The sequence below is a fragment of the Sphingobium fuliginis genome (assembly GCF_015074805.1).
Taxonomy (GTDB): domain Bacteria; phylum Pseudomonadota; class Alphaproteobacteria; order Sphingomonadales; family Sphingomonadaceae; genus Sphingobium; species Sphingobium fuliginis.
The window spans coordinates 284,508-308,482 of the sequence record NZ_CP060035.1; the positions used below are offsets into that span (position 1 = coordinate 284,508).

Annotated in this window: 15 protein-coding genes; 2 read left to right on the forward strand and 13 right to left on the reverse strand. The window is 64.6% G+C overall.

Annotated elements, in window-relative coordinates:
* Positions 1-7 precede the first annotated feature (7 nt).
* Together H5V43_RS01305 and H5V43_RS01310 are read right to left on the reverse strand one after the other, a co-directional pair.
* Positions 8-235, reverse strand: coding sequence for a GDCCVxC domain-containing (seleno)protein (locus tag H5V43_RS01305; protein WP_025549113.1), 228 nt, complete (start codon positions 233-235; stop codon positions 8-10).
* Positions 228-587: a mercuric reductase gene (locus H5V43_RS01310; protein ID WP_025549111.1), complete on the reverse strand. Its 360-nt coding sequence runs from the start codon at positions 585-587 to the stop codon at positions 228-230. Before H5V43_RS01310 ends, H5V43_RS01305 begins: the two co-directional genes overlap by 8 nt.
* Before the next feature lie 74 nt (positions 588-661).
* Between H5V43_RS01310 and H5V43_RS01315 the strand changes: the two genes are divergently transcribed.
* On the forward strand, positions 662-1,078 hold the full coding sequence (locus H5V43_RS01315; protein WP_025549110.1) for a MerR family transcriptional regulator: 417 nt from the start codon (positions 662-664) through the stop codon (positions 1,076-1,078).
* Positions 1,079-1,081: 3 nt separating this feature from the next.
* On the opposite strand, the gene H5V43_RS01320 is transcribed toward H5V43_RS01315, so the two are convergent.
* The 5 genes from H5V43_RS01320 to H5V43_RS01340 form a co-directional block, all read right to left on the reverse strand.
* On the reverse strand, positions 1,082-1,951 hold the full coding sequence (locus H5V43_RS01320; RefSeq protein ID WP_025549108.1) for an ArdC family protein: 870 nt from the start codon (positions 1,949-1,951) through the stop codon (positions 1,082-1,084).
* Between the two features lie 155 nt (positions 1,952-2,106).
* Positions 2,107-4,284, reverse strand: a complete 2,178-nt coding sequence (locus H5V43_RS01325; protein WP_193666727.1) for an integrase — start codon at positions 4,282-4,284, stop codon at positions 2,107-2,109.
* The gene (locus tag H5V43_RS01330) at positions 4,281-6,068 is read right to left on the reverse strand and encodes a hypothetical protein (RefSeq protein ID WP_025549107.1); all 1,788 of its coding nucleotides are present in this window, start codon (positions 6,066-6,068) and stop codon (positions 4,281-4,283) included. Before H5V43_RS01330 ends, H5V43_RS01325 begins: the two co-directional genes overlap by 4 nt.
* Complete coding sequence (locus H5V43_RS01335; protein WP_025549129.1) at positions 6,065-7,414, reverse strand: tyrosine-type recombinase/integrase; 1,350 nt, start codon at positions 7,412-7,414, stop codon at positions 6,065-6,067. The genes H5V43_RS01330 and H5V43_RS01335 overlap by 4 nt, the downstream gene beginning before the upstream one ends.
* A gap of 156 nt (positions 7,415-7,570) precedes the next feature.
* Complete coding sequence (locus H5V43_RS01340; RefSeq protein ID WP_244968644.1) at positions 7,571-8,356, reverse strand: ArdC family protein; 786 nt, start codon at positions 8,354-8,356, stop codon at positions 7,571-7,573.
* Between the two features lie 409 nt (positions 8,357-8,765).
* Between H5V43_RS01340 and H5V43_RS01345 the strand changes: the two genes are divergently transcribed.
* Entirely contained in the window at positions 8,766-10,673 is a 1,908-nt protein-coding gene (locus H5V43_RS01345; protein ID WP_193666728.1) for a GmrSD restriction endonuclease domain-containing protein, read from the forward strand.
* A gap of 91 nt (positions 10,674-10,764) precedes the next feature.
* Here the strand turns inward: H5V43_RS01345 and H5V43_RS01350 are convergent, their stop codons facing one another.
* The 6 genes from H5V43_RS01350 to H5V43_RS01375 form a co-directional block, all read right to left on the reverse strand.
* Complete coding sequence (locus H5V43_RS01350) at positions 10,765-13,371, reverse strand: AAA family ATPase (protein ID WP_025549106.1); 2,607 nt, start codon at positions 13,369-13,371, stop codon at positions 10,765-10,767.
* 20 nt (positions 13,372-13,391) lie between these two features.
* On the reverse strand, positions 13,392-14,597 hold the full coding sequence (locus tag H5V43_RS01355; RefSeq protein ID WP_025549105.1) for a GIY-YIG nuclease family protein: 1,206 nt from the start codon (positions 14,595-14,597) through the stop codon (positions 13,392-13,394).
* Positions 14,590-16,650, reverse strand: a complete 2,061-nt coding sequence (locus tag H5V43_RS01360; protein WP_025549103.1) for a DEAD/DEAH box helicase — start codon at positions 16,648-16,650, stop codon at positions 14,590-14,592. The genes H5V43_RS01355 and H5V43_RS01360 overlap by 8 nt, the downstream gene beginning before the upstream one ends.
* A complete protein-coding gene (locus tag H5V43_RS01365) occupies positions 16,647-19,436 on the reverse strand; it encodes a class I SAM-dependent DNA methyltransferase (RefSeq protein WP_025549102.1) in 2,790 nt (929 codons plus the stop codon). The genes H5V43_RS01360 and H5V43_RS01365 overlap by 4 nt, the downstream gene beginning before the upstream one ends.
* Positions 19,437-19,578: 142 nt before the next feature.
* Positions 19,579-22,434 (reverse strand): MobF family relaxase, encoded by a 2,856-nt coding sequence (gene mobF / locus H5V43_RS01370; protein ID WP_306303085.1) that lies wholly within the window; start codon positions 22,432-22,434, stop codon positions 19,579-19,581.
* A complete protein-coding gene (locus H5V43_RS01375; RefSeq protein ID WP_338055790.1) occupies positions 22,338-23,867 on the reverse strand; it encodes a type IV secretion system DNA-binding domain-containing protein in 1,530 nt (509 codons plus the stop codon). Before H5V43_RS01375 ends, mobF begins: the two co-directional genes overlap by 97 nt.
* Between the last annotated feature and the right edge of the window lie 108 nt (positions 23,868-23,975).

Genomic DNA, 23,975 nt, shown 5'->3' on the forward strand with positions numbered 1-23,975 from the left:
CTTGTCTTCAGCCGCAGCAGGACGCGCCCTTGCCCTCGATCTGGATCGGCGGACACGGAACGTCGCCATAGGAACAAAAGACGCAGCAATCGCCCTGCTTGGGCTTGAGGACGGCGCCGCAGCCCCGGCAGTCATAGAAAAACTGGCATGCGTTGGTCGGCATCGTCTCGGTCGCCTGATGTCCGCAGTGTGGACAGGTCAGGGTCGAGTGCAGCTCCGGAACGACGTCAGACATAGCTATAACCCGCCCAGAGCAGTGCCGCGCCGAGCAACAGGCCGGCGAGAGTGAGGATGCGCGTCCAGCGCGGCGTGCACACGCCGTCCGGGCCGCAGCGCATGGCGGCGAGCTGCTGGCGCAACAGCAGCGCGGCGCCGGCGCCGAGGCATAATGCGCCGATCACGAGGAGCGGCGTGCGATAGGGCGCGGAGATGACGGCCACGCCGCCGAGCCAGGCGGCGCCGATGCCGGCGGATGCCAAGAGGATCGGCAGCGCGCAGCAGGCAGCGACGCCGAACGCGGCGGCGATCCCCGCCAGGGTAAGCGCGGCGGTGCTTATCCCCTTGGGCGGGCTTGGTGTCTGGGTCACGGGCGACTCCTTGTGGCGGGCATGCAGCTGTCCTACCATCTGTAGCGACTACAGACTCAAGAGGTATTTTGACGATGGCCGCAACCGCCGCGATCCAGATCGGCGAACTCTCGCGCCGTACCAGCTGCAACATCGAGACGATCCGCTATTACGAGCGGATCGGGCTGCTGCCCGTTCCGCCGCGGCGGGGCCGTTACCGCAGCTACGGTCGGGAGGACGTGGCTCGCCTGGGCTTCGTGCGCCGTGCGAGGGAGCTGGGCTTCACCCTTGACGAGGTGCGCGCCTTGCTCGGACTCGCGGCCGGCGGCCAGGCCTCCTGCACCGAGGTCCGCGAGCTCGCGGCGTCGCATCTGCAGGATGTGCGCGCGCGGATCACGGACCTCAGGCGGATGGAACGGGTTCTGGCAGACTCGGTACGAGCCTGCGATGCCGGTCAGGATCCGGGCTGTCCGCTGCTCGATGCGCTCGGCGCCGACGTGCGGGCCGCGTGAGCGTCACGGCTGCTGGGCGTGCATCCAATCGGCCGCCGCCTGCGCCTTGCTGGCCGCAGTGAAGATCGCGCGGCTGTCGTTCTTCAGCACCTGAAGCCAGGATGCGATATAGGCGGCATGATCGGGACGCGGATCGTGCGCGATGCCGAGGTCGGCAAGCAGGAACGAGGCGGTCAGCTCGGCGGTCGCTTCCTCCATCGCGAGCGCGTCCTTGGTCCACCTGGCGCTGAAATCCCGGTCGAGCCGATGCGCCGCGCCGCTGGCATGGGCACACTCGTGGATATGGGTGCCGTAGAATCCATGCGCGCTACGGAAGGTTGCGAAGTGCGGCATGTAGATGCGGTCTTCGCCGAGATGGTAATAGGCGCTGCTCGACCCGTAGACCGTGTCGATGCCGAGCGCGGCGATGAAGGCCTCGGCGGCCGCAAGGCGCTCGCTCTCGGGCAGGACCGGCCCGGGCTCGGGCGCGTAGCCGTCGACCTGATCGGCGTTGAACAGGCTGAACGCCCGGGCGAAGAGCCGCCGTCCCTTGCCGCCATCTTCGTCATCCTGCTCGTCGTCGCGCCGGCTGATCTCCTTCCAGAGGACGCCGAGGCTGGCCTGCTCGCCCTTGCGGACCTGGGCGCCGCGGTCCTGCCACTGACGATAAGTGCCCCAGACCCCGCTCGCATAGCCGCCGCCATAGGCCGCCGCCCAGAGCGACACCGTGTTGATGCCGCGATAGGGCTTGCCGCTGGCGACGTTGGTCGGCCGGGTGACATCGGCGCCGCTGTGATGCCATGGCACGCGCCAGCTGCCCGTACCGGCTTCGATCGCTGCAATGATCGCCTCGGTGACCCGAGTGTAGACGTCGGCTCGTACCTGGGTTGGCATGATCTGAACTCCGCTTGCCCGTCGGGGACCATCCCCGGCGGCGGAGCTCGACCAGCGCCGGGCACAGGCGCGGTTGCGCACCCGTAGGGCCGCAGCGGAGCGGAGGACGGCAACGCCGTTGCGCCAGCGCGCCGACCGGCGCAGAGCCTCCGCCGTCAGCCGGGGATGGCCTCCGGCGGCGCGGGACCGATGGCGTCGATCACGGTAGTGAGCCGGTTGATCTCGGTGGCGAGTGCATGGCGTTGAAGATCCGACAGACGTCGTTCGCGCAGCAATGCCCTGGCATCATCGGCCGCGCGTTCCCAAGCTGGCCTGTGACGGGCGGTGATGCAGGCGTTGGGACAGCGGGTCGGCTCGCACAGCGCCGTGAGCGGCTGCTTGGGATCGGGGGTGGTCACGCGCTTGAGGCAGAGCGCGGTGGCGGGATCGAAGAAGCAATCCGCGAGGAGGCCGACATGGAGGGTTCGCGCGACGCTGGCGAGCATGACACGTAGCCGGGAGCGGTCGGCGATCATGGCGGGCAAGGGCCCGAGCTGCGTGGCCGCATCGTCGAGCGTCCGCGCGATGCGTGGTCCCGCCGGCCCCGCGAGTGAGGCACCGCCCTGCCGCCGGTCGAAATAGTCCAGCAGGTCGCCCTGCTGACCGAGCCGGCGCTGCGCCTCGACCTCGGCGCGAAACCCCGATGCGCTGGTTCCGGCATAGCCCTCGAAAGCGGCGACCGAGGCGTGCTTATACTGGATCATGCCGGCGATGGTGCCGAACGGACGGTTGGCGATGTGCCATGCGATGGTGCGGCGGAACTGCCGCGTCGTTATGCGCCACGGCTTGCCACCGGGTCCGGACGGGATGACCGGCACATCAGGGCTGCCGAAGGCAGCGTTGAGGTGGTCGCGGAAGGCGTTGAGTTGGCGGACCACCTCGCTCGACAGATGCGTCTTGGTGGCGGCGCCGGGGCGTAGCACCGGCCAGAGCGTATCGCTGCCGCTGGCGCGCGTCGGTCTTGCCGACAGGCGTTCCAGCACCGCTATCGCGTCTGCGACCGGCTCGATCGTCACCCAGCTCGCCGCCTCGCCCATGGTCGACCGACGCTTGTAGATGGTCGATCGAATGCGATGCCGCTCGATCAGGCCGTCCTCGCTGCGCGCGATCGAGAGGCACCCCCGCCGCATCGCCTGCACCTCGCAGTCGCGCATGCCGGTCAGATAGGCGCACACTATATAGGCGGCCGCCTGAAGCATCCGTTCCTCTTGTGCGAGCGTCTTCGCATCGAAGCGTGCGCGCCATGGCCGACCGCTATCGGGATCAATCGAGATCGGCGTGTCCATGCCGCCCACTTCGACGCCCAGGTCGGCGGCAGCGGCTTCGATCAGGGCGGAGACGCCCTTGGCGAGTCCGAAATGCATGGCCGGTTCCGCCTCAGCATCGACACCGGCATGAAGATGGAGAAGATGGACGTTGATCGGCGGCGTCGCTTCTCCGGTGCGGGGATCGGTGCGCGTGACGCCGTTATGCGCGGTCGTCCAGATCGGCACGCCGCGGCCTTGCCGGGCTCGACGCGCGATATGGCGCTCGAGGCGCGCGCGCTGCCGCAGGCGGCGCTCTGCGCCAGGCAGTCCGCGCTCGGCGGCAAGCAGCCGGGCGCGGCGCGCCTCGAGCCGATCCAGCGCGGCCCGAGCCGATAGAATATCGTGCGCGAAGACGGTGACGTAGCGCAATGACCAGGCGAGCAGTGCGGCGATGACATCTTCTGGAAACCGCGGGGTACGGTTCTCAACGACGTGCCGATAGCCTGCGACGCGGGCGGGTGCCTGTCCGGCCCAGGGCTCGAACGCGAGGCCTCCGCCAGCGAGGTGGTCACGATAGTGATAGAGATCGGAGACCACTTCGAGGAGGTGGCCGACTATGACGGGTCGCCGGGCAGAATCGTCGCGAAGATGCCGGGCATAGGCATGGGCCAGCGCCTGATCGATGCGGCCAAGGTCGAGCCGTCCAAGCGTCAGGCGCGCGAAGGCGAAGAACCGGCGTGCGCGGTTGAATGCGTGGCGGATGCTCGCCGGCGGCAGCTTCGGGCGGTAGCCGGGAAGATCGACGTTGAGGCGGGCGTAGAGATAGGCACGCATCGCCGCCTGCACATCGGCATGTTCGAGCACGTCGAAATGCACGGTGGCGTGGCAGCGCCGGGCGTTCTCGCGGAAGACGGCGGGACCGAGATCCCAGCTTGGGTCGCCGACCCGCGACAGCTCTTCGCGGACGTGGCCCGCCTTGAGCGGCGCAGTGGCCAGCACGGGCCGATCGTCGAACGCGGGTGCGCGGGCATGGGCGGGCGTGATCATGCGCGTGCCTCCGGCGGCAGATAGAGCCGCTCCCTCTCCATCTGCCGGCGCGCATCGGCGATAACGGCATCGGAGAAGACCGGCAGGACCTGGGTCGTGATGCGGGAATGGACGCGGCCGAACTTGGCCGCCCAGTCGCTCGCCGGCAGGCTCGGTCGCTGCTCTTCGATGAACGCGAGGAAGGCGAGGATCGCGGGAAGCTTGCGCGCGGTGATGACGGCGTTGGGGCAATCGAGGCAGCCCCAGAAGGGCTGCGCGCAAGGTGAGCCGGCCTCGGCGAAGGGGCTGCTATGGAAGCCCGCGCAGGCGGCGAGCCAGACATCCTGTTCGCCGTCGAGCAACGGACCCACCGTATCGGCCGACATCAACGGCGCGGCCTGCTCGGGCGCTTCGCGCAGCGCCTGCTCGGCCGTGGGCGCGAGGACGGTGGGAATCGCCGCGGCGACCGCCTCGCGAAAGGCATCGGCGACGGCCGCCTCGTGCAGGGGCCGGAGCGACGGCAGGTCGGCATAATGGCGCGCCGCGACCTCGCGCGTGTGACCGACCGCGAAGCGGGCCATGTGCCCCTCGGTCTTGGTGTACCACAGCGCCTTGTGGGTCTTGCGCAGCCGGGAAAGCAGCAGATGCAGCGGCTTGCCGTTATCGTCGACAATGCCATGGCGGCGAGCCCAGGCGGGGAGCTGATACTTGAGGTCGACTATGCCGGCGCGAAGGCCGCCGACGTTGTGATAGGCCCACAGACAATCGCCGGGCAGGTGCTCGCAGGCAGCCGCCGTGGCGTCGATCAGGCGGCGGATCAGCCCGCCCGGCGTGCCGCCACCGCCGTCGCGGATGCGCATGCTCTTGTGCTCGGCGCCGCGAGCCCGGCGCTTCAGATAGCGCAGCTCCACCGTGCCGGCATGGGCGTTGGCGAGACAATCCACGGTCAGCGTCTTCATGCACTCGGGCTCAAGGCCGGTATCGAGCGTGAGCAGCACGAGCAGCGCCGGCAGGTCGCACGCGAGCAGATGATGCCGGCCATGCAGGTCGTCGATGAGCGTCGCGGTTGGCAGGTTGCGGCGCACGCGCATGAAATAAAGGCTCTTCAGCTCGGGCTGGTCTGCGACGATAAAGCCCTGCCGAGCGATGATCGCTTCGACATCGGCGCGCGCGGTGGCGATGGCCGGATCGCCCTCGTCGGTACGATCGTCGGCGCCGAGACGACGGAACATCGCTTCGACATCGGCTCGCGCCGCGTCGCGCAGCGCGCGGGCGACGAAGGGGCTGTAGGCATCGCGCGGGGTCGAGCGGCCCGCCGAAGTGGCCAGCGTGTAGCGCAGCCGCTCATGCAGCTCGGGCGCGATCCGATCGGGCCGGTCTGCTTCGATCGCGCGCAGTGTGTTGATGATCTTGCTGACCGTCATGTGGCGGTGGATCGCGCCCATCCCACGCCGTTCGAGCGCGGATGCGAAACCATCGATATGGGCCGCGCGCAGGTCGCTGACGCCAACCACCTTCAGTCCTTCGTCGGCAAGCCAGGCGAAGAAGTGACGATAGACCTGGACATACTGCTTGATGACGCTGGCCGCACCGATCGATCCCCCGAGCGCGGCCGACCGACGCAGCGCACCGGCAAAGGCGATGGCGAGCGGGCGAGGATCGAGCGCGGTCATATCGACCAGGACCGTCCCGCCATGCCGCGCCTCGATGGTGAACTTGAGGCCGAACACCGGATCGGCCTGCGGTCGCTCCGGCGTGATGGGCGCGAAGGCGACAGGCCGGCCCTTGCGGGGACGCTCGCTCATGCGCCCTGCGGTCCCGGCAACAGCGCCAGCAGCTCCTCGACGGCCGCATCCACCGTATCGGCGCGGGTCGCGATATGGTCGAGATAGACATAGGTGGTGGCGAGGCTCGCGTGGCCGAGCAGGCGTTGCACCTGTTGCAGCGGGTCGCCCAGGATCAGCCGATAGCTCTCCACCGGCCCCACCGGCAGTGCGGCCTCGCGCAGTCGCTGCTGGATCAGCAGAGCGAGCATATGGACTGCGAAGGTGTGGCGAAGCTGGTGCGGGCTGATCGACAGCGGGAAGCCGTTCTCTTCGCACCGCTTGCAGGCCCGGGTGAAGATCACCTCCCACGAGTTGGGGCGGACAGGCTGCCCGACCTCGGTCAGCCATAGCGCCACCGGCTCGCGGGGCGTTCCATCCTCGTCGCACAGGATCAGGCGGCATCGTTCCTCCGGGGTGCAGACATCGCGCATGCGGTCGAGACCGGCGCGGGTGACGTGGATCGGTCGCTCGAAGCTGGCCGCACCGTCGCGCGCGGCGAACTTGGTCACGCCCGCGGCGCGCTCGACGGCGACATAGGCGGTGATCTGACGAAGGAGCCGGCGCGGGACCAGGACGCTGCGTCCGCGGTCGCCCTTGGTGAGCGGCGGCGGCAGGCGCAGCCAAAGCTGCTGAGCCTGATCGTGGTCGTGATCGATGGCCGCAAGCTCATCGGCGAGCAGGCCCGACGCCTCTTCGAGACGCAGGCCGGTTGTGACGAGAAGATCGGCGAACAGCGCGTTGCGCAGCCCGTTGCGATCGCGAGCGCCGGGGCGTTCCGTACCGTCAAGGGCGAGGCCGCGCAGACCGACCTCGCGGAAAATGCGGTAGTCGTCCATCGTGACGAACCGCACATCCGATCGCTTGGCAGTGCGTTCATAGGCGTCGTTGCGCGCGGCGATCATGCCCCGACGGCCCCCATGCGCCGGTCGCCATATAGCGCGCCGACTGAACGGCGCTTCGGCGATCAGCCCTTGGCTCTCACCCCAGCGGTAGAGGCGATCGAGGCTGGCGACTGCCCGGTTCCAGCTTGCCGCGCTGATCCGCTGGGCGGCGTCGCCGCGCCGCCGCGCGCGGTGATAGGCGGTCACATCGTCGCGGGCCGCGTCCCATATCGTCGTGCCGCAGGCATCGAGGAAGCGAAGCCACACCGCAACGTCATAGGCGTAGGCGCGCAGCGAATGGCGCGAGCGGATCCCCGCTAGCGGCAGGTCGAGAAAGAAGCGGTCGAGATCGGGATCATAGAGAGCGTCTCCCCGCAGGATCAGCGGCACATGCGCGTCGAGCCCCCTGGCGTCGCGGCGCTCGCAAACGGTAATGATCGACACCGGCACGAAACCCTCCCCCCGGACCCCCCACCCGGAAGCTGACCTCACACCGATGCGCCCCATGGCCCGGTAGTTATCAGGCTGGCCTCCGCCAGCTCTTGGGTCAGCGCTACGGCCAGCCTGATAACTACCTACCGTGGGCGTCCATCGCCGACCTTACTGCAATGTTGCGGGCGGCGCAGACTGTCCAGATAAGGCAACAAGCTCCTCGCGGGCATAGCCTTCATCGCCCCATTTCTCGCGGCCAAACCTGCGATCAAGGCGGCTCTCGTGGCGAGTCCAATGCACGGTTTCATGGCCCCTCGTGGTGTAATATCCGTGGGCATCGTGGAACGCGGCAAACGACGGAAGCTGGATGCGGTCGGCTGACGGAATATAATATGCCTTGTCGCCGCCGTGGTTCACGGTTGCCGGAATGCTGGCAAAGAACGCCTCCGCTGCTTCAATGCGCTCCGCCTCCGGCGCGGGCGCCGGCACGATATGAAATCGCTCGGGCAATCCGTCGATCTGAACCACGTTGAACACAGTGTAGGTTTTCAGGAAACGAAACGCCTGCGCCCGATCCTCGCCGCTGGCCTCGTCGCGGACTGTCTTGCTGCTGTCGCCATAGTAGACCACGGTTGCGCCATGCTCGCCCTTGCGGACCTGCGCGCCCAAGGCTTGCGCCTGCTTGTAGGTCATCCATGAGGGACTGATAAAACCGGACGCCTGCGCCTCGATCCACAGTAGCAGCACATTGATCCCGCGATAGGGCTGGCCGGTGGCGCGCAAGGGGCGGGTCTGGCCTGATGCAGCCATGTCGCCGCCACTCCACGGTTTGAGCCACGGGCGAGTGCCTTCCTCAAGCTCCGCCAAGATGCGGTCCGTGATGCGGCTGTGAGGGTCTTGCTTGGTCACGATGTTCACTCCCTTCCAATCCGCGCAGCGGGTCATGCCGCGCATGACCCCTGCCGACCCGGCGAGGGGCGGAGAGAGTGGGGGCAAGGTCCGGTGCCGGGGGTGGTGCGGGCGCAGCGCAGCGAGCCACGGCCCCAAGGCGGCACCTTGCAGGGAGAGAGAGGCAGAGCTTCTTTCTCCCTCGAAACAGGGAAAGGGTCGCGCCGCTTTCAGCGCTCAATGACCGGAGGGCTTGCCCGCCCTATTCCGCGTCAGGGATGTCAACCCGCATGGGCGGAAACGGCATGCCGGTTCCGTTGCGCCAGCGATACAGCCCGGCCCGAAGGGGATGCCAAAGTGATAAATGGACATTAAGCAAGCCGTTGGCACCATAGGTAAACTGAATCGACTTTTCCGAAATCCGCCGGGATGAAGGCGGCACGCCGGGCAAACCAATGACGGGGGCAAACATCACATGGCGGGATCAACCTTCCAGACCAATCCTATCGATCTTCACCGGCTGCTCGACGAGTGCCATCGGGGCATCATCCAGTTGCCGGATTTTCAGCGGAGCTGGGTCTGGGACGAAGATCGGATCAAGAGCCTGATTGCTTCGATTTCGCGCGCGTTTCCCGTAGGCGCGCTTATGTCTCTGGACACTGGCGGGCCGGTCAATTTCAAGCCGCGCCCCGTCGAGGGCGCACCGGCGGAAGCCCGTCAGACTGCACCGCAATCTCTACTGCTCGACGGGCAGCAGCGCATGACCTCGCTCTATCAGGTGACGTTGCGCGGCAAGGTCGTGGAAACCGTCACTCCGAAGAAGAAGCGCGTGAAACGCTGGTTTTACCTCGATATTCGCAAGGCGGTTGACGATAGCGTTGACCGTGAGGAAGCCGTGATCGGCGTGCCTGAGGATCGCGTGGAGCGCACGGATTTCGGGCGCGAAGTCGCCCTTGATCTCTCCACGCCGGAAATGGAATACGCGGCGCTGATGTATCCGGTTAGCCAGGTATTCGATTGGGACAAATGGCAGGACGGATTTGACGAATACTGGTCAGGGGACGAGCATAAGGCGGTGCGCGAACAATTCCGAGTGTTCAAGCGCGAGGTGCTGGAAAACTTCAAATACTACCGCGTGCCGGTGATCGCGCTCGACCGCTCGACCTCCAAGGAAGCCGTCTGCGTGGTGTTCGAGAAGGTCAACACGGGCGGCAAGCCGCTCGACGCCTTCGAACTGGTCACGGCAATGTATGCGGCTTCGGGTCACGAGCTGCGCAAGGACTGGTATGGCGATGAAGGTATCAAGGGTCGCCACCAGCGACTTGCCGATACCCTACGCCCTGCGGATTCCGATGCAGGTATTCTGACGGGTGTCGGCAACACCGATTTCTTGCAAGCCATTTCCCTCTTTTTCACCCGGGACCGGCGGCGCGCCACCGAACAGGCGGGCAAGGAAGGCAAGGAATTGCCTGCCGTATCGGGCAATCGTCAGGCGCTGCTCGATCTTCCGCTGGAAGCCTACAAGCAATATGAAACGCAGGTAGAGCGCGGTTTCATGCAGGCCGCCAAGTTCCTGCACATGCTCCATATCTATCGCATCTTCGATCTGCCCTATCAGTCGCAGATTGTGCCGCTGGCGGCGATCCTTGCGGACATTGGCGATGCGTGGGAGCATGAGGCCAACCGAGCAAAACTGGTACAGTGGTATTGGAACGGGGTGTTTGGGGAGCTCTACGGTTCCGCCGTGGAAACGCGCATCGCCAAAGACTTCATGGAAGTGCCGCGCTGGCTGAGCGGCGGGCCGGAACCTTCGACGGTCAGTGAAACCATCTTCCGTGCCGACCGCCTGAAAACCATGCGGATGCGGCTTTCAGCGGCCTACAAGGGGATGAATGCCCTGCTGATGAAGGAGGGCGCGCAGGATTTCCGGTCGGGCCAGAAGTTCGACCATACAGTGTTCTTCGGGGAGAACGTGGATATTCACCACATCTTTCCGCAGGACTGGTGCAAGGCGCAAGGCATCACGCCTGCCGTGTTCGACTCCATCATCAACAAAACGCCGTTATCCTATCGCACCAACCGGATCATCGGTGGCGTCGCCCCGAGCGAATATCTGGCCAAGCTGGAAAACGGCAACAGCTCGACGCCACCGATCGCCGGTGAGAAGCTCGACGGCTATCTGCAATCGCACCTTATCGACCCCGCCCTGCTCCGTACCGACCAGTTCAAAGCGTTCATGGAAGATCGGCAAAAGCGCCTGCTTGGCCTGATCGAACAGGCGATGGGCAAGGCCGCCTACAGCGGCAGCGTGGCGGAAGAAGGGGAGGATATCGAAGAAAGCGAGGATTCCGCAGAAGCCGTTTTCACCGTCGCGGCTGACTGAAGCGGAACAGCGTCGCAGCGGATGTTGAAGCCCTTGCCGTCGCGGTTAGGCCAGCCGCGCCGATTTTGCTCCAGCTCGCATTCTCGCCCCTCTAGGGCAACCGTGCCGCATTCTGCCGCTGGCGGAGATTATCGGCCCAAGTGGTCAGCGCGTTGATTTCGTCGGTAAGGGCATCCGGCCTCGGTAGTGGCCGGTTCAATGCCGGTGCGGCGCTGTGCAGCAGCTCGGAACACCGCTGGAAACCGTCGCGCATGGCTTCGCAATCGGCAACGGTGATTGCCGTCAGCTTGACAAGGCCTGGCGTTTTGACCTCGTTGGACAGGCGGCGGATGACGTGGCCGACCGCCTCCTCCACCGCGATTTCCCACGTATCGCGCAGCGATCCGGCAATGGATTTCACCGTATCGCGCCACTTGTCCTGATCGCCCTGATCGAAGTGGAAGCGTTCGTTGGCAAGCTGGTTGGTTAGACTGGCGGTGATGTCAGCAACTCGCCGAGCCTTGAAGGGCGGCTCGCTGCGGCAAAAGCCTGCCTTGTCGCTGCCGCGACTGACGGAACTGACGGCAACCTGCGGCTTCGGGTCCACCTCTTTCGCAGCCCGATCCAGCTCGAACAGGAAAGCTAGATCATGCGTGAACACGATGACCTGCCGAATCGCCGCTTCCGCGATCAGCCGCTTGGCGACCGCCTCGCGGTGCATGTGATCGAGCGAGGACACGGGATCGTCAAAGACGATGCCGGATTTGTTCTCGGTCGTGGCGAGTTCGGCCATGAACGCGGCCAAGGCGACACAGCGATGCTCGCCCTCGCTCAAGACCTGTCCAACCGATGCCGTGGGCTTGCGGGTCAGCGCGACCTTGAAGCGCGGCACGCCCTGCACGCTGTTCTGCTGGCGCAGCTCCACGGCAAGACCTGCGATCTCGAAGCTCGCCACCTCACGCGCAAACTGCGCACGCAGCGCGTCCGTCACCAATGCCTGCGCGATTTCCGTGCTCTTGGTGGTGATGCGGTTGGTGGTAGTGTCGCGCTGCGCCGTCTCAATCGCCTTGATCTGTTTCAGGCGTCCAATCTGCGCCAGTACGTCGGCCTTGATGCCGTTGAGCCATTGGCGGTCGGCCAGCTCGGTGCGCTCGGCGATCAACGCGGCGCGCGCCGGTGAATCGGCCTCGGCGACAAGCCCCTCGCCGCGCGCCTCAAGGTCCGCGACCTGATCGGCCAGCGCCTGACGTGGCAAAGCGACCAACTCCGCGCCGATGACGGCGGCGGGATTTGCATGACGGCGGCTGATCTGGCGATGACGCCAGAGGGCGTGCAGGCCCGCGCGCCTGACCTCGGTTGCCAGCGCATCCTGACGCAAATCGTCACGGATGGTCGCCACGATGGCGTCAAGCTCGGCCAGCGTCAGGCCGCTTTCGGCGAAAGCGGCAACGGCTTCGTCATAAGCCGCGCGCGCAGCATCGGCCCGCAGCTGGCTGTCGTCGCGCACGAAAGCCTCGAAGCGATTGAGGCGGTCGGCGGCTTGCGGTGACAGCTCCTGCTGGCACAGGACGCAAACGCTGCCAGGTTCGGTGACGGGAAAATTCCGCTCGGGATAGGCCGCCTCTACCGAAAAGGCCCGCGCGCTGTCCCACAGCGACTGCCATACCTCGGAGCCGATATAGGGCAGCGGCTCGCCCGCAAACAGCGCGCCGGACGCAGCCTCCGCCGCCCGCCGCGTTGCATCGCTCTCGGTCGCCAGTCGGCGCAGAGCGGCGGCGCTATCATTACCGATGGCGGCAATCAGCCGGTCCAGCCGCGCAATGTGTCCCTCGACCTTGGTTTTGAGGGCGGCGAGTTGGCGGGCCGCACGCGAGGGATCACCGGCCAGATCGGCAGTGAGTTGCGCCAGCCGGTCCCGTTCGGCCTGCGTGAGCGTCGCCAGCGCCTCCACGGCGGCGGGATCGGTGTTGGCGGCGAGACGCGCGAGAAGCTGGCCGACCTTGCTGAGCGGGCTGCATGTCGGGGCTTTGATGCTCTGCGGCGTCTGCGCCTGTAGCTGGGTGATTTCAGCGGCGAGCTTGTCTTTAATCAACTTGCAGAGCTGGGCCAGCGAACCCAGCAGTTTGAGCGGAAACGGCGTGTAGGCCACGTCGTTGGTTTCATCGACGTGGATATTGGCGGTGCGGGAATCAAAGACGCTGACGGCGGACAGCGCCGTGTCGGCCGGCTGGCCCAGCTGCCATGCGCAGGTGCGGTTCTGGCCGCTGATGGCATACTCTATATTGGCGCTCGGCGTGCCGGGCTGCGCCTCGTAGATGTCGGGGATGATTTCCTCGCCTCGGCCCGACATGCGCGCGCGGCACGCCCTTTTCAGGATGCGTGCGTAGCCGGATTTTCCTGAACCATTGTCGCCATAGATGATGGTCAGGCCGACTCGGTGCAGGGTCAGCCGCTGGTCGGGGGCAAGGGCATTGACGTGGCGCACGCCATGCACCTGCCGCAAATAAACTTCGCCCTGCTCGCGGTTGGGATCGCGCAGATGTGCGGCTTCCAGCGGCACGGCTGGGCTGTCGCCCTTGCAAATGGCCACAAGCTCCTCGAGTCCGGCTGCATCGACACCACCCTGTGTCGCCAGCCTACGCAGCGCGTCACTCTGCCAGCCCGCACAATCGGCGGACCATGTAAGGATCGTGGCCAGCGCCTCGGCTTCGGTTGTCATGCTGCTGCCCCCCAGCCCGCTCAATCGCGCCGCACGAGCCGGGCAGCGCTCGGGTCGTATATATAATGCGTGATCGTGCCGTCCCTGATCTTCTCCACCGCGTCATCTATGACGAACACCGGCACGAGGAACCATTCGCGCGGGATGACGGGATTGCCGAACCTGTCCTTGATCTTGATGTCGAGGCGGGCCGGATCGAAGATGCGGTGGATCAGGTTTTCGAGCTTGGTGCGGTTGATGTTGTAGAGCGTGTAGGTGGCGACGATCTCGACGTCCGCCAGCAAAAAGGTCGCGTCCAGCTTGGCATTGGCGATGCGCTTGGCGACATCGCCGCCGGTGACGCCGATCTTGTGCAGCACCTCGCGGTTGGCCGCGACGGTCGGGTTGTCGGACTTGCTGCGCAACACATAGATGGTGCCGCTGGCCAGGTCGCCATCGTCGCTCTCCCCTGCGAACAAGGGTCCGGCGCTGGGTTCGGACACGCGGCGGCTGGTATCGTCCTTGTAGAGCGCGCGTTGCAGGGAACGGAGCAACAGGTTGCTCTCGGTGCCATTGGAATAGATGACGCGCAGGCGGGCATCGCTTTCGCCATTGGGCGCTTTGAAAGGTTCGCCGACTTCGGCGACATAGGCGATCTGGCCGCCAAGGATGAAAAACTCCCCCGCCCTGATGTCGGTTTTCAGGAATCCGGCATCTTTGCGGATAGGTTGAGTGATGCGCGCGCCGCTGTCGATGTCCGCCTGCACGGCATCGAACAGCGGCTTGAAGCGCTCGAAGTCGTCGCAACGCTCGCGGTTGGCTATTTCTTCGGCGGCGCGTTTTTCGGCGGCGGAACGGACATGGCGCAACGCGGTGATGTCATCCGCCTCGGCGTCAACGCCAAGCTGCGCCAGAAGCTCGTCATCGCTGATGTCCTCGGGGGTTTCGGCGATGGCCGGAGCCGCGCCGCCGAGCAATTCCTGATAGTCGAGCGGTTCCAGCAAGGCGCGACTTTCCGGCTGGGCGCGCAGCCGGTCGAGCCGCACGGCATACAGGCGCTGGAAGATGTCGAGTCCCTCGCCGTGGCGGGGGCTGTGACCGTGCTGTTCGACAAATCGCTGGATCTCCTCAAATCCAGAGATGATGCGTTCCTCGCGCGGAGTGCGGGCGGACTCTTTCTTCGCCTCGACCTCAACGCCAAGCTCGGCCAGCAGGGCGTCATCGTCGTCGGTAAAAGCATTAGCCACGCGCGGCCTCCGCCTTCATGCGGGCAAGGAAGGCGACACCTTCGGCCATGCGCTTTTCCCAAGCGTCGGGCGACGTGATGGACGGAAGGCGTCCGCGCTCCTGCTTGAACTTCAATGCGCGCTTGGCCAGCTCGCGCGCTTCCTCCGGCGTCAGGCTGGTGCGCTTGGCGGCGATGGCGGCAGCCACGGTTTTCAGGCTGTCCTCGCTCATGGTTTTGGCGAGGATGGCATAAGCCTCGCCAAAGGGATTGATGCGGTCGATCAGGTCGATGTCGAGTTCGCGCACGTCCATCGCAAACCGGCGCACGCCGTCGATCAGCGCGGTGTTAGCGCTCGGTTCCCCACCGTCGTCGCCAAGAACGACCTTCTTGGCCTGCTGGGTGAGATTGATGGCGGCGATGGCGTGCTGGCGCACGGCCTCCTGATCTTCCTCGTCCAGCTCGGGGTATTTGTCCTTGATGATCTTGCCAAGGCGCACCTGTGTCAATTCCTCGGGGATCAGCTCCTCATCGAACAGGCCGCGCTCGATGCTCGGCTTGTCCTGAACGAAGGTGGCGATCACCTCGTTCAAATCCTCGCGGCAGATGCGCGCGGCCTCGGGGGACTTGGGTTCGGCCAAGCCCTTAATCTCGATTTGGAAGACTCCGCGCTCCTCGTGGAATCCGACATTGCACTTGTCGGGATCGTAGCCGCCGTCGCCATAGTCGAAGCCCGGCGTGGCGGTGCTGGTGGCGGGATTCTTGGGCTTGAACTCGAAGCGCGGGGCCAGCACTTGTTCCATCAGCAGGCTGGCGGCGATGGCTTTGAGGGTGTCGTTCACGGCCTCTGTCACGGCGGATTCCACCGCGTCTGGCTCCGCGATAAGGTTGGTGAAGCGCGCGCGGGTCTTGCCCGGTGCGTCGCGGGTCGCACGCCCGATGATCTGCACGATCTCGGTCAGGCTGGCGCGATAGCCGACGGTCAGCGCGTGTTCGCACCAAATCCAGTCAAAGCCCTCTTTGGCCATGCCAAGGGCGATGATGATGTCCACATGATCGCGGTTGTTCTTCTGCGCGGGGTCTTTGAGCGCGGCGGCAACGCGGTCGCGCTTGGCGGAATCGTCGTCAACAAGGTCGGCGATGCGCAGGGTGCGGCCTTCCGGCGTCCTGACCAACTGAAATCCAGTCGTGGGATCGGTCCCCTGCCAGTCGCCCAGCGCCTCAATGATAAGCTCCACCTCCCTGATCTTGTCCTTCGTGCTTTCGCGCGAATTTACGTTGGGGATGTGGATTATGGTCTTTTCGGCGGGATCAAGCACGGCGAGGATGTCGTCGGCATAGGCACCGGAATAGAAGAAATAACCGATGTCGAGCTGTTTCAGATACTCGTAGCCGTTAAGCTGCTCGTAGTAGGTATAGGTGACGCTATCGAACTTGGACTCGTCCTGCGGGGCAAGGACAGCCTCGGCGTCACCCCGAAAATACGAGCCCGTCATGGCTACGATATGCACCTTGTCGCGGGCGATGAACTGGCCCAGGTGAAGGCCCAGCTTATTGTCGGGGTTGGCGGAAACGTGGTGGAACTCATCCACCGCGATCAGGCGGTTATCGAATGCCTCCACGCCGAACTTGTCGACGGCAAAGCGGAAGGTGGCGTGGGTGCAAACTAGCACCGCATCGTCGCTGTCCAGAAACGCGCCAACGGAATTGACCTTGCCGCCGTTGTCGGAACCGGGTGCGTTGCACAGGTTCCATTTTGGCTGAACCTCCCAGTCAGCCCAAAAGCCGAATTTGGACAGCGGTTCATCCGCGAAGGAAGATCCGATGGTTTTTTCCGGCACGACGATGATGGCCTGTTTCAATCCCTGATTGGCGAGCTTGTCGAGCGCGATGAACATGAGAGCGCGGCTTTTGCCGGACGCAGGCGGCGACTTGATAAGCAAGTATTGCTCGCCGCGCTTCTCATAGGCGCGTTCCTGCATCGGCCTCATGCCAAGGGCGTTGGCCTTGGTGGAATTGCCGTTGCGGGCATAGGAAACCGATACCGAAGGAACCTGTCTTGTCTCGTCCGTCACGCGCTCGCCCCCGCCTTCTGCTTCCGCGCCGCTCCCGCGCCTGCGGTCATTTTGTTGTATAGCTCGAACAGCTTTTCGAGCCGTTCGGTGTCGTTCCTGAATCGCCGCCCGAGGTAGATGCGCTCCAACACTTCGTCGTTGCGCTCGTGTGCTTCGCGCAAGTCGTCGGGCATCGCCTCGGGATCATAGAGGTCGGCAATGGTGGAGGGGAAATGCGCTTCCCGCGCCAACAGGATGTCCTCGGCGCAGCGGGTCAGGTCATCCTTGTTCTTCTCGGTCAGCGTCGGCACCGGGAAGGTGTTCCAACCCAGCGTGTTGGAATAAGAAAAGTCCGTGCGCAGGCGCACGCAGACCGTGGCAATCCAGACAAGGTGAAGGCGCGAAGCGATCAGCGCCATATTCCACAGCGGCGCGTCATAGAGGGCGAAAGCCTTGTTATGCACAACGGCGTTCGGCTCAACGAGGCCAACAGGAAGGTAGGGGCGGTTCTCAGAGCTGACTATGGGGACAACGAGAAGGTCGGAAACCGCCTCATATTGGTCACGAAACCGATAGGGCATATCCACCAGTTTCTGCGCCTGAGCGTCCGAGGACTTTTCAAGCCGCGCAGCCCGCACACCGTCGATCCTCCGTTCAATCGCCGGGATGGCACTCGCTTCCTCAAGAGTGTCGCGCGTAATCCACAGGCAGGCTCGCGGCGAACCGGAGATAAACTCCTTCGACCCATATAGAGGACGGATAAATTGAGCCGCCTGCGGTTCCGATGCGACCAACTGCCTTGCTTCGTCAGGCCGAAGCATGAGGTCGTTCGCATAGTATGGATGGTTTCCGAACTGCATGGCAGTCCGTTTATCGGGAACCTTGCTGCGGGGGGACACAAACACATCGCCCGCCGCCACTAGGTAGGCATTTATATTGTCTGTTTCCCTGACGGTCGTAGTGCCGTCATCCTCAATGGAAAATATCTTGCGGGTGGCTCCCTTGCGCTTGGTCAAGCCGACAATGGAAACGGTGACACCTGCGTTAAAGCTGGCAAGGTTTGCCCATTTGAACGACTGGTAAGCGAACGAAATTGATACCTCGCGCGCGAAAATTACCGGCCAAAGCGAGGAAACCTGTATGCCTTGGCAAATGGAATTGGTGGAAACGAAAGCCGCGTCGGCCAAGGTTGCCGACATAAAATCGGCCGCCTTCATGAACCAGCCGGATACATAGTCGAGGGAAAGCGTGTCCTTGCACCGTCCGGCAAAAACAGCCTTCAGCTCCGCCTTCTGTTCGTCCGACTGATACTTTCGACCGAGATACGGCGGGTTGCCGCAGATGTGGGTTTCGCCACCTTCGTTCTCGAAGTCGATCAGCGCCTGATCGAGCGGCGTGCGAAACAGGTCATCGCCAACCAGCTTCACGCCAGTTCCGGTCGGCGGGCAGATGCTCAACCAGTCGAGCCGCAGCGCGTTGCCGCAGGTGATCCAGTTCTGCGCATTGAGCGGTAGAAACTCGGCCAGGGCGAGCCGCTCGCCGCGATACATCACATCGCACTGAAACTCCGCGATGATAAGCGCGAGGCGTGCGATCTCGGCGGGAAAGTCGCGCAGCTCGATGCCGCGAAAATTGGTGAGCGGAATATCGGACGCCCGGCTTTCCTCGCCGCGCCGCCGGTTGATCTCGGCTTCGATGGCCCGCATTTCCTTGTAGGCGATGACAAGGAAATTGCCGCTGCCGCACGCGGGGTCGAACACGCGGATTTTCGCCATGCGGTTGCGCAGGTTCAACAGCTTGCGCGGGTTGTCGTCGGCTTCGGCCAGATGCGCGCGCAGGTCGTCCAGAAAGAGTGGGTTCAGTACTTTCAGGATGTTGGGAACGCTGGTGTAGTGCATCCCCAGCGCGCCGCGCTCCTCGTCATCGGCGACGGCCTGAATCATCGACCCGAAGATGTCGGGGTTGATCTTGGTCCAATCGAGACTGCCGATATGCAGCAGATAGGACCGCGCGATGCGGCTGAATCGCGGCACGTCGAGACTGCCAGAAAACAGCCCGCCGTTCACATAGGGGAAGGGTCGCGCCCAGTTGCGGATATTCGCGGCTTCGTGATCCTCCTTGCGCGTGTTCATAGCGCGGAACAGTTCGCCGATCACCTCATGGGTGTTGGAGCTATCCCGGTCACTCATCTTTTCAATGGTGCCGGTGAAGGGATAGCTGCGATGAAAGATGTCCGTATCCTCCGCGAAAAAGCAGAAGATCAGCCGGGCCATAAAATGATTCATGTCGGGGCGGCGTTCGGCGCTGCCCCATTCGGGGTTGTCTTTCAGCAGTTCCACATACAGCCGGTTGAGGCGGCCGGTGGCGCGGATGTCGAAACTGCTTTCGCGCACCTGTCGGACGGTGGTGATGCCAGCAAGCGGCAAGAAAAACCCGAAATGGTCAGGAAACTCGGCGAAGGTGCAGGCGACGGTTTCGCCGGAATCGGCGTCCTCGGCTTCAAAGGTGTCGCCGTCCGTGGCGAGGATGAACTTGGCTTTTGCCTTGGCGGTCGCGGGACTGGCTTTGAGCGCGGCGAAGGCCGTAGAAACCTCCCCGGGCGCGGCAACGGCGATATGGATATTGTTGCGCTGCAAGACCGCGCCGGGAAGATCAGAGGCGTTGCTCGAACCTTTGATGGCGCGCAGGCGCTTAATTGTTGTCGCCTTGTTCCCGAAGGCTTCAAGGAACTGAAACGGAAATTCCGCTGCATCGAACGGGCGTTCCGCCAGAGCGGAAACAGCTTCTTCAATCTCAACGGCGTTCATTACTCAACCATAGTCCAGTTTTATTTGGGTGGGCGTGCGGCGCGTGGCGAATGCCAAGCTGCGTTTCCCCTGATGGAGAACTAGAGGGACGGACTACGAATGTCATCCCAAACCATGTGGGGCAGCGACATATTTCCCGGCTTTACCCTATTCCGGCCCCCATCGCCTTTTCGGCAACTGGCGTCGGCATGGCGGCCTGCGCGATGGCGGTCTGCAACTGACCGGCGCGCTCGTTGATGGCGGACACCAACTTGCCGCGATCATTGGTGAAGATGGTGGCGGATTCCTTCGCGCGAGATATGCCCACGTAAAAGGATTTCTGATCGACAAGGTTGGTCGCCTTACTGTCCGCGTGGATTATCACATGATCGGCGGTGCGGCCTTGGGCGGCAAAGGCGGTGTCAACATAGGCATGGGCGATATGCCGGTCGCGGGCGGAATCGAGATTGAGCGTCTCGGTCTTGCCGTCCGGGGTCTGGATGATGGCGGTGCGGGTCTGCTTGTACACGGCGACCACCTCGCCGCGCCCGCCGTTGACGCGACCCGCCTCGCGATCGTTGCGGGTGAACCTAATGCTATCGCCGGTTTTCAGGTCTAGCGCCTGCGGCGCGAAAGCTTGGCTTTTGCCCGCACCCCATTGCCGCAACCGCCAATCCACCTCGCGCCCATCCTCCGATTTGAGCGCGACGGCAGCCTTGACCGGATCGATGGATTCGACCCGATAGGCCTCGCCGCGCGTCACCCCCTTGTCGGCATAATCGCGGGTAAAGCGCACCACATCGCCTCTGTCATAGCTCATCGGGTCGCGCGCCTCAACGCGGGTCAGCCCCTTGTTGGCAAGGCTCTCCACGGTGACGGCGAGGCCGGTTAGCGCCCCCGATCTGGTGAGCGCAGCACGAATATCAGCCGTCAACGCATCGCGCCCCTCACGCGACGGCTCGATAACAAGGGTGCGGGCGCGGCTGGTCTTGTCCAGTCCGGCATATCGCTCGGCGATAGCGGTGAACCGTTCCGCGCGATCGGCGCTCTCGATGATCTGGCCGCCACCGCGATCAAGCGCCGCGAGCGCCTTCTTGGCATCCCCCTCGATCGACGCCAGCACGGCTTCCTTGGTCGCCACGTTGGTCTGCCGAACGATCTCGCCAAGTTTCGCGGTTTCCATGCCTGCACCCCGCAACTGCGCGAACGCCGCGCCCGCCTCGACCGACCCAAGCTGCTTCACGTCGCCGACAAGGATGATGCGGGCGTCGTGCTTGTCGGCCAGGTCGAACAGCCGCGCGGTATCGCGGGCCGATAGAAGCGATGCCTCGTCCACGATCCATACGGCGGCCTGACCCTGACTTGGGCGCTCGGGGACAAGCAGATGGCGCGCCACGGTATCGCTACGCGCGCCCAGCGCCTCGCCCAATACCAACGCCGCCGATGCCGTGGGCGCGAGCGCAACGACCGACACGCCCCGCGCCTCGGTCTCGCTGGCAAAAGTCGCGAGGACTGTCGTCGTCTTGGCGGTGCCCGCATAGCCCTGAACGGCGGTGACGCGATTGCGGCTGGTCAGAAGCTGCTCGGTGGCGGAACGTTGGTCGGCGTTCCAGCCAAGGCCCGCCCGCTCGGCCTGCATCGCGGCGCTGGCAACGGCCTTGGCGGCGGCGAGCGGGGAGGCAATGGGGGCAAGCGCGCTGCGACCCTCGGCCTCGATCCGCAGCATCTTGGCTTCGGTTTCGACATTCTGGCGCGTGGTGATCCCGGCGAACTCCGCACCGCGCCGGTCGAGATAGGTCCGGTCGATCAACTCTCCCTGTTTCATGGCAGCGTCGATGGCAGCGCCAATCTCAGCGTAACCGACCTTGCCCAGCCCGATCCGCCCGGCTTCCTCCTGCAAGGCAGCGGCAGAGAAGACCGACTGCCGTTCACCGAGCTTGTCGGCAGCATGGGCAACAGCGCGGTCAGCCATCGTGGACCCTGCGGCCATATCGACACGATGTCCGGCGCTGCTCGCTCGGGTCTCGGCCTCGCGCACCATCGCCAGCCGCGCCTCCGGGCCGAACCCGGCGGCGCTCGCCGTCTCCCGCCAATCGGCAACAAAGGCGGCATGGTCCGTCGCGACCTTCGCTTGCCGGGTGTTGAGCGCGGCGACCTGCTTTTCGGCGGCACTGGCGGCATCGCGCGAAGTGCCGCGTCCCGCCAGTGCAGCCTCGATCTCGGCGCTGCGGGTGCTGAATGCCCCGATGACCTCGCCGGACACGCCCTTGATCTCGAACTGCGAGTCCTTGCCCACCTCGATCTCATAACCGAGTTCGCGGACCTTCAACGCCAGTTCCTGCCGGTAAATCGCGCCGATCTGCTTCTGAAACTGGTAGATGGCGCGCGGTTCAAGACTACGCCATGTGCCGTCCTCGCCGCGCGTCGCGTTCATGATAACATTATGGGTATGAAGCTGCGGGTCCTGCGCCCGGCTGGTGCCGTGCTGGAAGCTGGCGACGACCAGATTTCCGGTCGCCTCGCGGGTCACGGTGCCGCCGTCTCGGACGCGAGTGGCGGCCATATGCGTCTCGACATGCGCCATCGCGGTTTTGACGGCCTCGCCATGCGCCGCGATCAATCGCCGGTCGCCCGCGACCTCGGCCATGATCGATACCGACTTGGGCGCGCTCAAGGTCACGTCCCAGCCGGGACGATGCTCCAACTGCCCGTCGCGATATGTGCCAAGCTGCTGCTCGCCGATCCTGCCGTCCAGCAATTCGCGGAAATGGTCGCGATCGACCTCGCCGGACAAGCCTAGCGCCTCCGCGCCAGCGCCCTGCCACTCGGACGGCGATAAGCCGCCCTCTGCATAATAGTCATCGGCCTCATAATAGCTGCTGGCCTGCGCCGAACTGGTCAGCGCCGAAACGGACGCGACCATCAGACCGGCCCCCGGCTCTTGGGCGTCGGCGGCGAGAGCCGCGGCGATGGGGACGGAGACGGAGACGACGGCGCGGTCCGCACCGCCTGCTGCCAAAGCGTGGTCTTCGGATCGCCCGCGACGAACCCCAGCTGGCGGGCCTTCCCGCGCCGAGCGATATGATCGGCGGTAAGCTTAATCCGCGCGACCGGCAAGCCGTCGGGGAACAGCAAATAGCCCTCATATTTCGGCAGGCGGAGTTCGCTTTCGAGAATCGCGGGCCGCATCTTCCGCATCCGGCCCAAGGTCGTGCGCGCCGCATCGTCGCCTTCGGCGAGCGCGTCGGTCATGGTTTGGATCTCGACTTCGCATTCGCCGATCGTCTGGCTGGCCCAGATGCGCGTCTCGCTGTCGATGGTCTGGAGGAACAACTTGGTGTTGCAGCACCCCAACATCGATTCCGCGATCTGCGGCCCATAGCGGTGCCGCATCTGGCCGAGCGCCTGAAAGGTCAGCACGACCGCCGCGCCGAACTTGCGACCCTCGGGCAAAAGCCGCGCAAGATTATCCACGCGCGGCAGGTCGGCCAACTCGTCGAGCACAAACCAGATGCGCCGGTCGGGTGATGGGGAAAGCCCCAGCACGGCGCTCGCCGCGCATTCGAGCCAGCAGGAGAGAAGCGGCTTCGACGCCTCGAAATAGTCCTCTTTGCGCGGCACGAATATCCAAGCACGCGCCCCCTCGCACTTGTCGAGGCCCGCGATGAAATCGCGGAAGGCGAAGGCATTCTCACCCTCCTTCGGCATTCGCAGAAACTGGATGAGGTTCGCAGCTTTCGCGAGCATGAAGAGCACACTGCCGGTAGCCCGGTCGGCATCGTCGGAGAATGTCCGGGCCGACGATGTGTCTTTCAGCCAGCTCTTAAGCTTGTCCTTGTCCCACTTCTGAAGCGCTTCGAGCAGGTCCGGCAGCGTGCATTTCTTCTCCTTCCACAATTCCCGGATCATGTTGGCGACGAGGATGCGGCTGGTTTCCAGCCAGACATCGCGATCGTGCTGGCCGGTCTCCGTGATAAGCTGCTGCGCGATACGGTCGGCATCGGCGGGATGCGCGATCTCGGCGAACGGCGACCAAAAGGCGCAGCGGCCATCGAAGGAGTTCAAGATGATGTCGCCGCGCGTGGGATCGTAATAATGCGCGATAAACTCGCCGCTGGTATCGTAGACCAGCGCCGCTTCTCCGCGCCCTTCGATCCCATCGAGCATCTGGCGCAGCGCCGTGGTCTTGCCGCTGCCGGTCGTGCCGATCATCGCCATATGGCGCGTCTCGAGCCGCGACGGAATCGGCACCGAGCCGATGGCGAGCGCGTGGGACCCGGCTTCGGCGGCGGTCAGTGCCGCGAGCTGCTTCTCGGTGGTGACGAGGGTTCCGGCGATGACGCGATCGCGCAAGTCGCGCTCGCGACGGCGCGCCCTGACGCCACGCAAGAGAAGCAGACCGGACAGCCAGCCCACGAAACCGACAAGCCCGCCTTTGACCGATAGCGCCAAGAGGCGCGAGACCGATCCGCGATAATATGGGTGGGCGACCACATCACCGGCCGGGACGCGATATTGCCGTCCCTCATATGTGACATTGATTGCCGGATCGGGGCTGAA

Coding starts and splice junctions, on each gene's coding strand:
- H5V43_RS01340 (WP_244968644.1), bottom strand. CDS start 8,356: ATGCGCGGCATGACCCGCTGCGCGGATTGGAAGGGAGTGAACATCGTG.
- H5V43_RS01305 (WP_025549113.1), bottom strand. CDS start 235: ATGTCTGACGTCGTTCCGGAGCTGCACTCGACCCTGACCTGTCCACAC.
- H5V43_RS01350 (WP_025549106.1), bottom strand. CDS start 13,371: ATGACAACCGAAGCCGAGGCGCTGGCCACGATCCTTACATGGTCCGCC.
- H5V43_RS01320 (WP_025549108.1), bottom strand. CDS start 1,951: ATGCCAACCCAGGTACGAGCCGACGTCTACACTCGGGTCACCGAGGCG.
- H5V43_RS01365 (WP_025549102.1), bottom strand. CDS start 19,436: ATGAACGCCGTTGAGATTGAAGAAGCTGTTTCCGCTCTGGCGGAACGC.
- H5V43_RS01325 (WP_193666727.1), bottom strand. CDS start 4,284: ATGATCACGCCCGCCCATGCCCGCGCACCCGCGTTCGACGATCGGCCC.
- H5V43_RS01315 (WP_025549110.1), top strand. CDS start 662: ATGGCCGCAACCGCCGCGATCCAGATCGGCGAACTCTCGCGCCGTACC.
- H5V43_RS01330 (WP_025549107.1), bottom strand. CDS start 6,068: ATGAGCGAGCGTCCCCGCAAGGGCCGGCCTGTCGCCTTCGCGCCCATC.
- H5V43_RS01345 (WP_193666728.1), top strand. CDS start 8,766: ATGGCGGGATCAACCTTCCAGACCAATCCTATCGATCTTCACCGGCTG.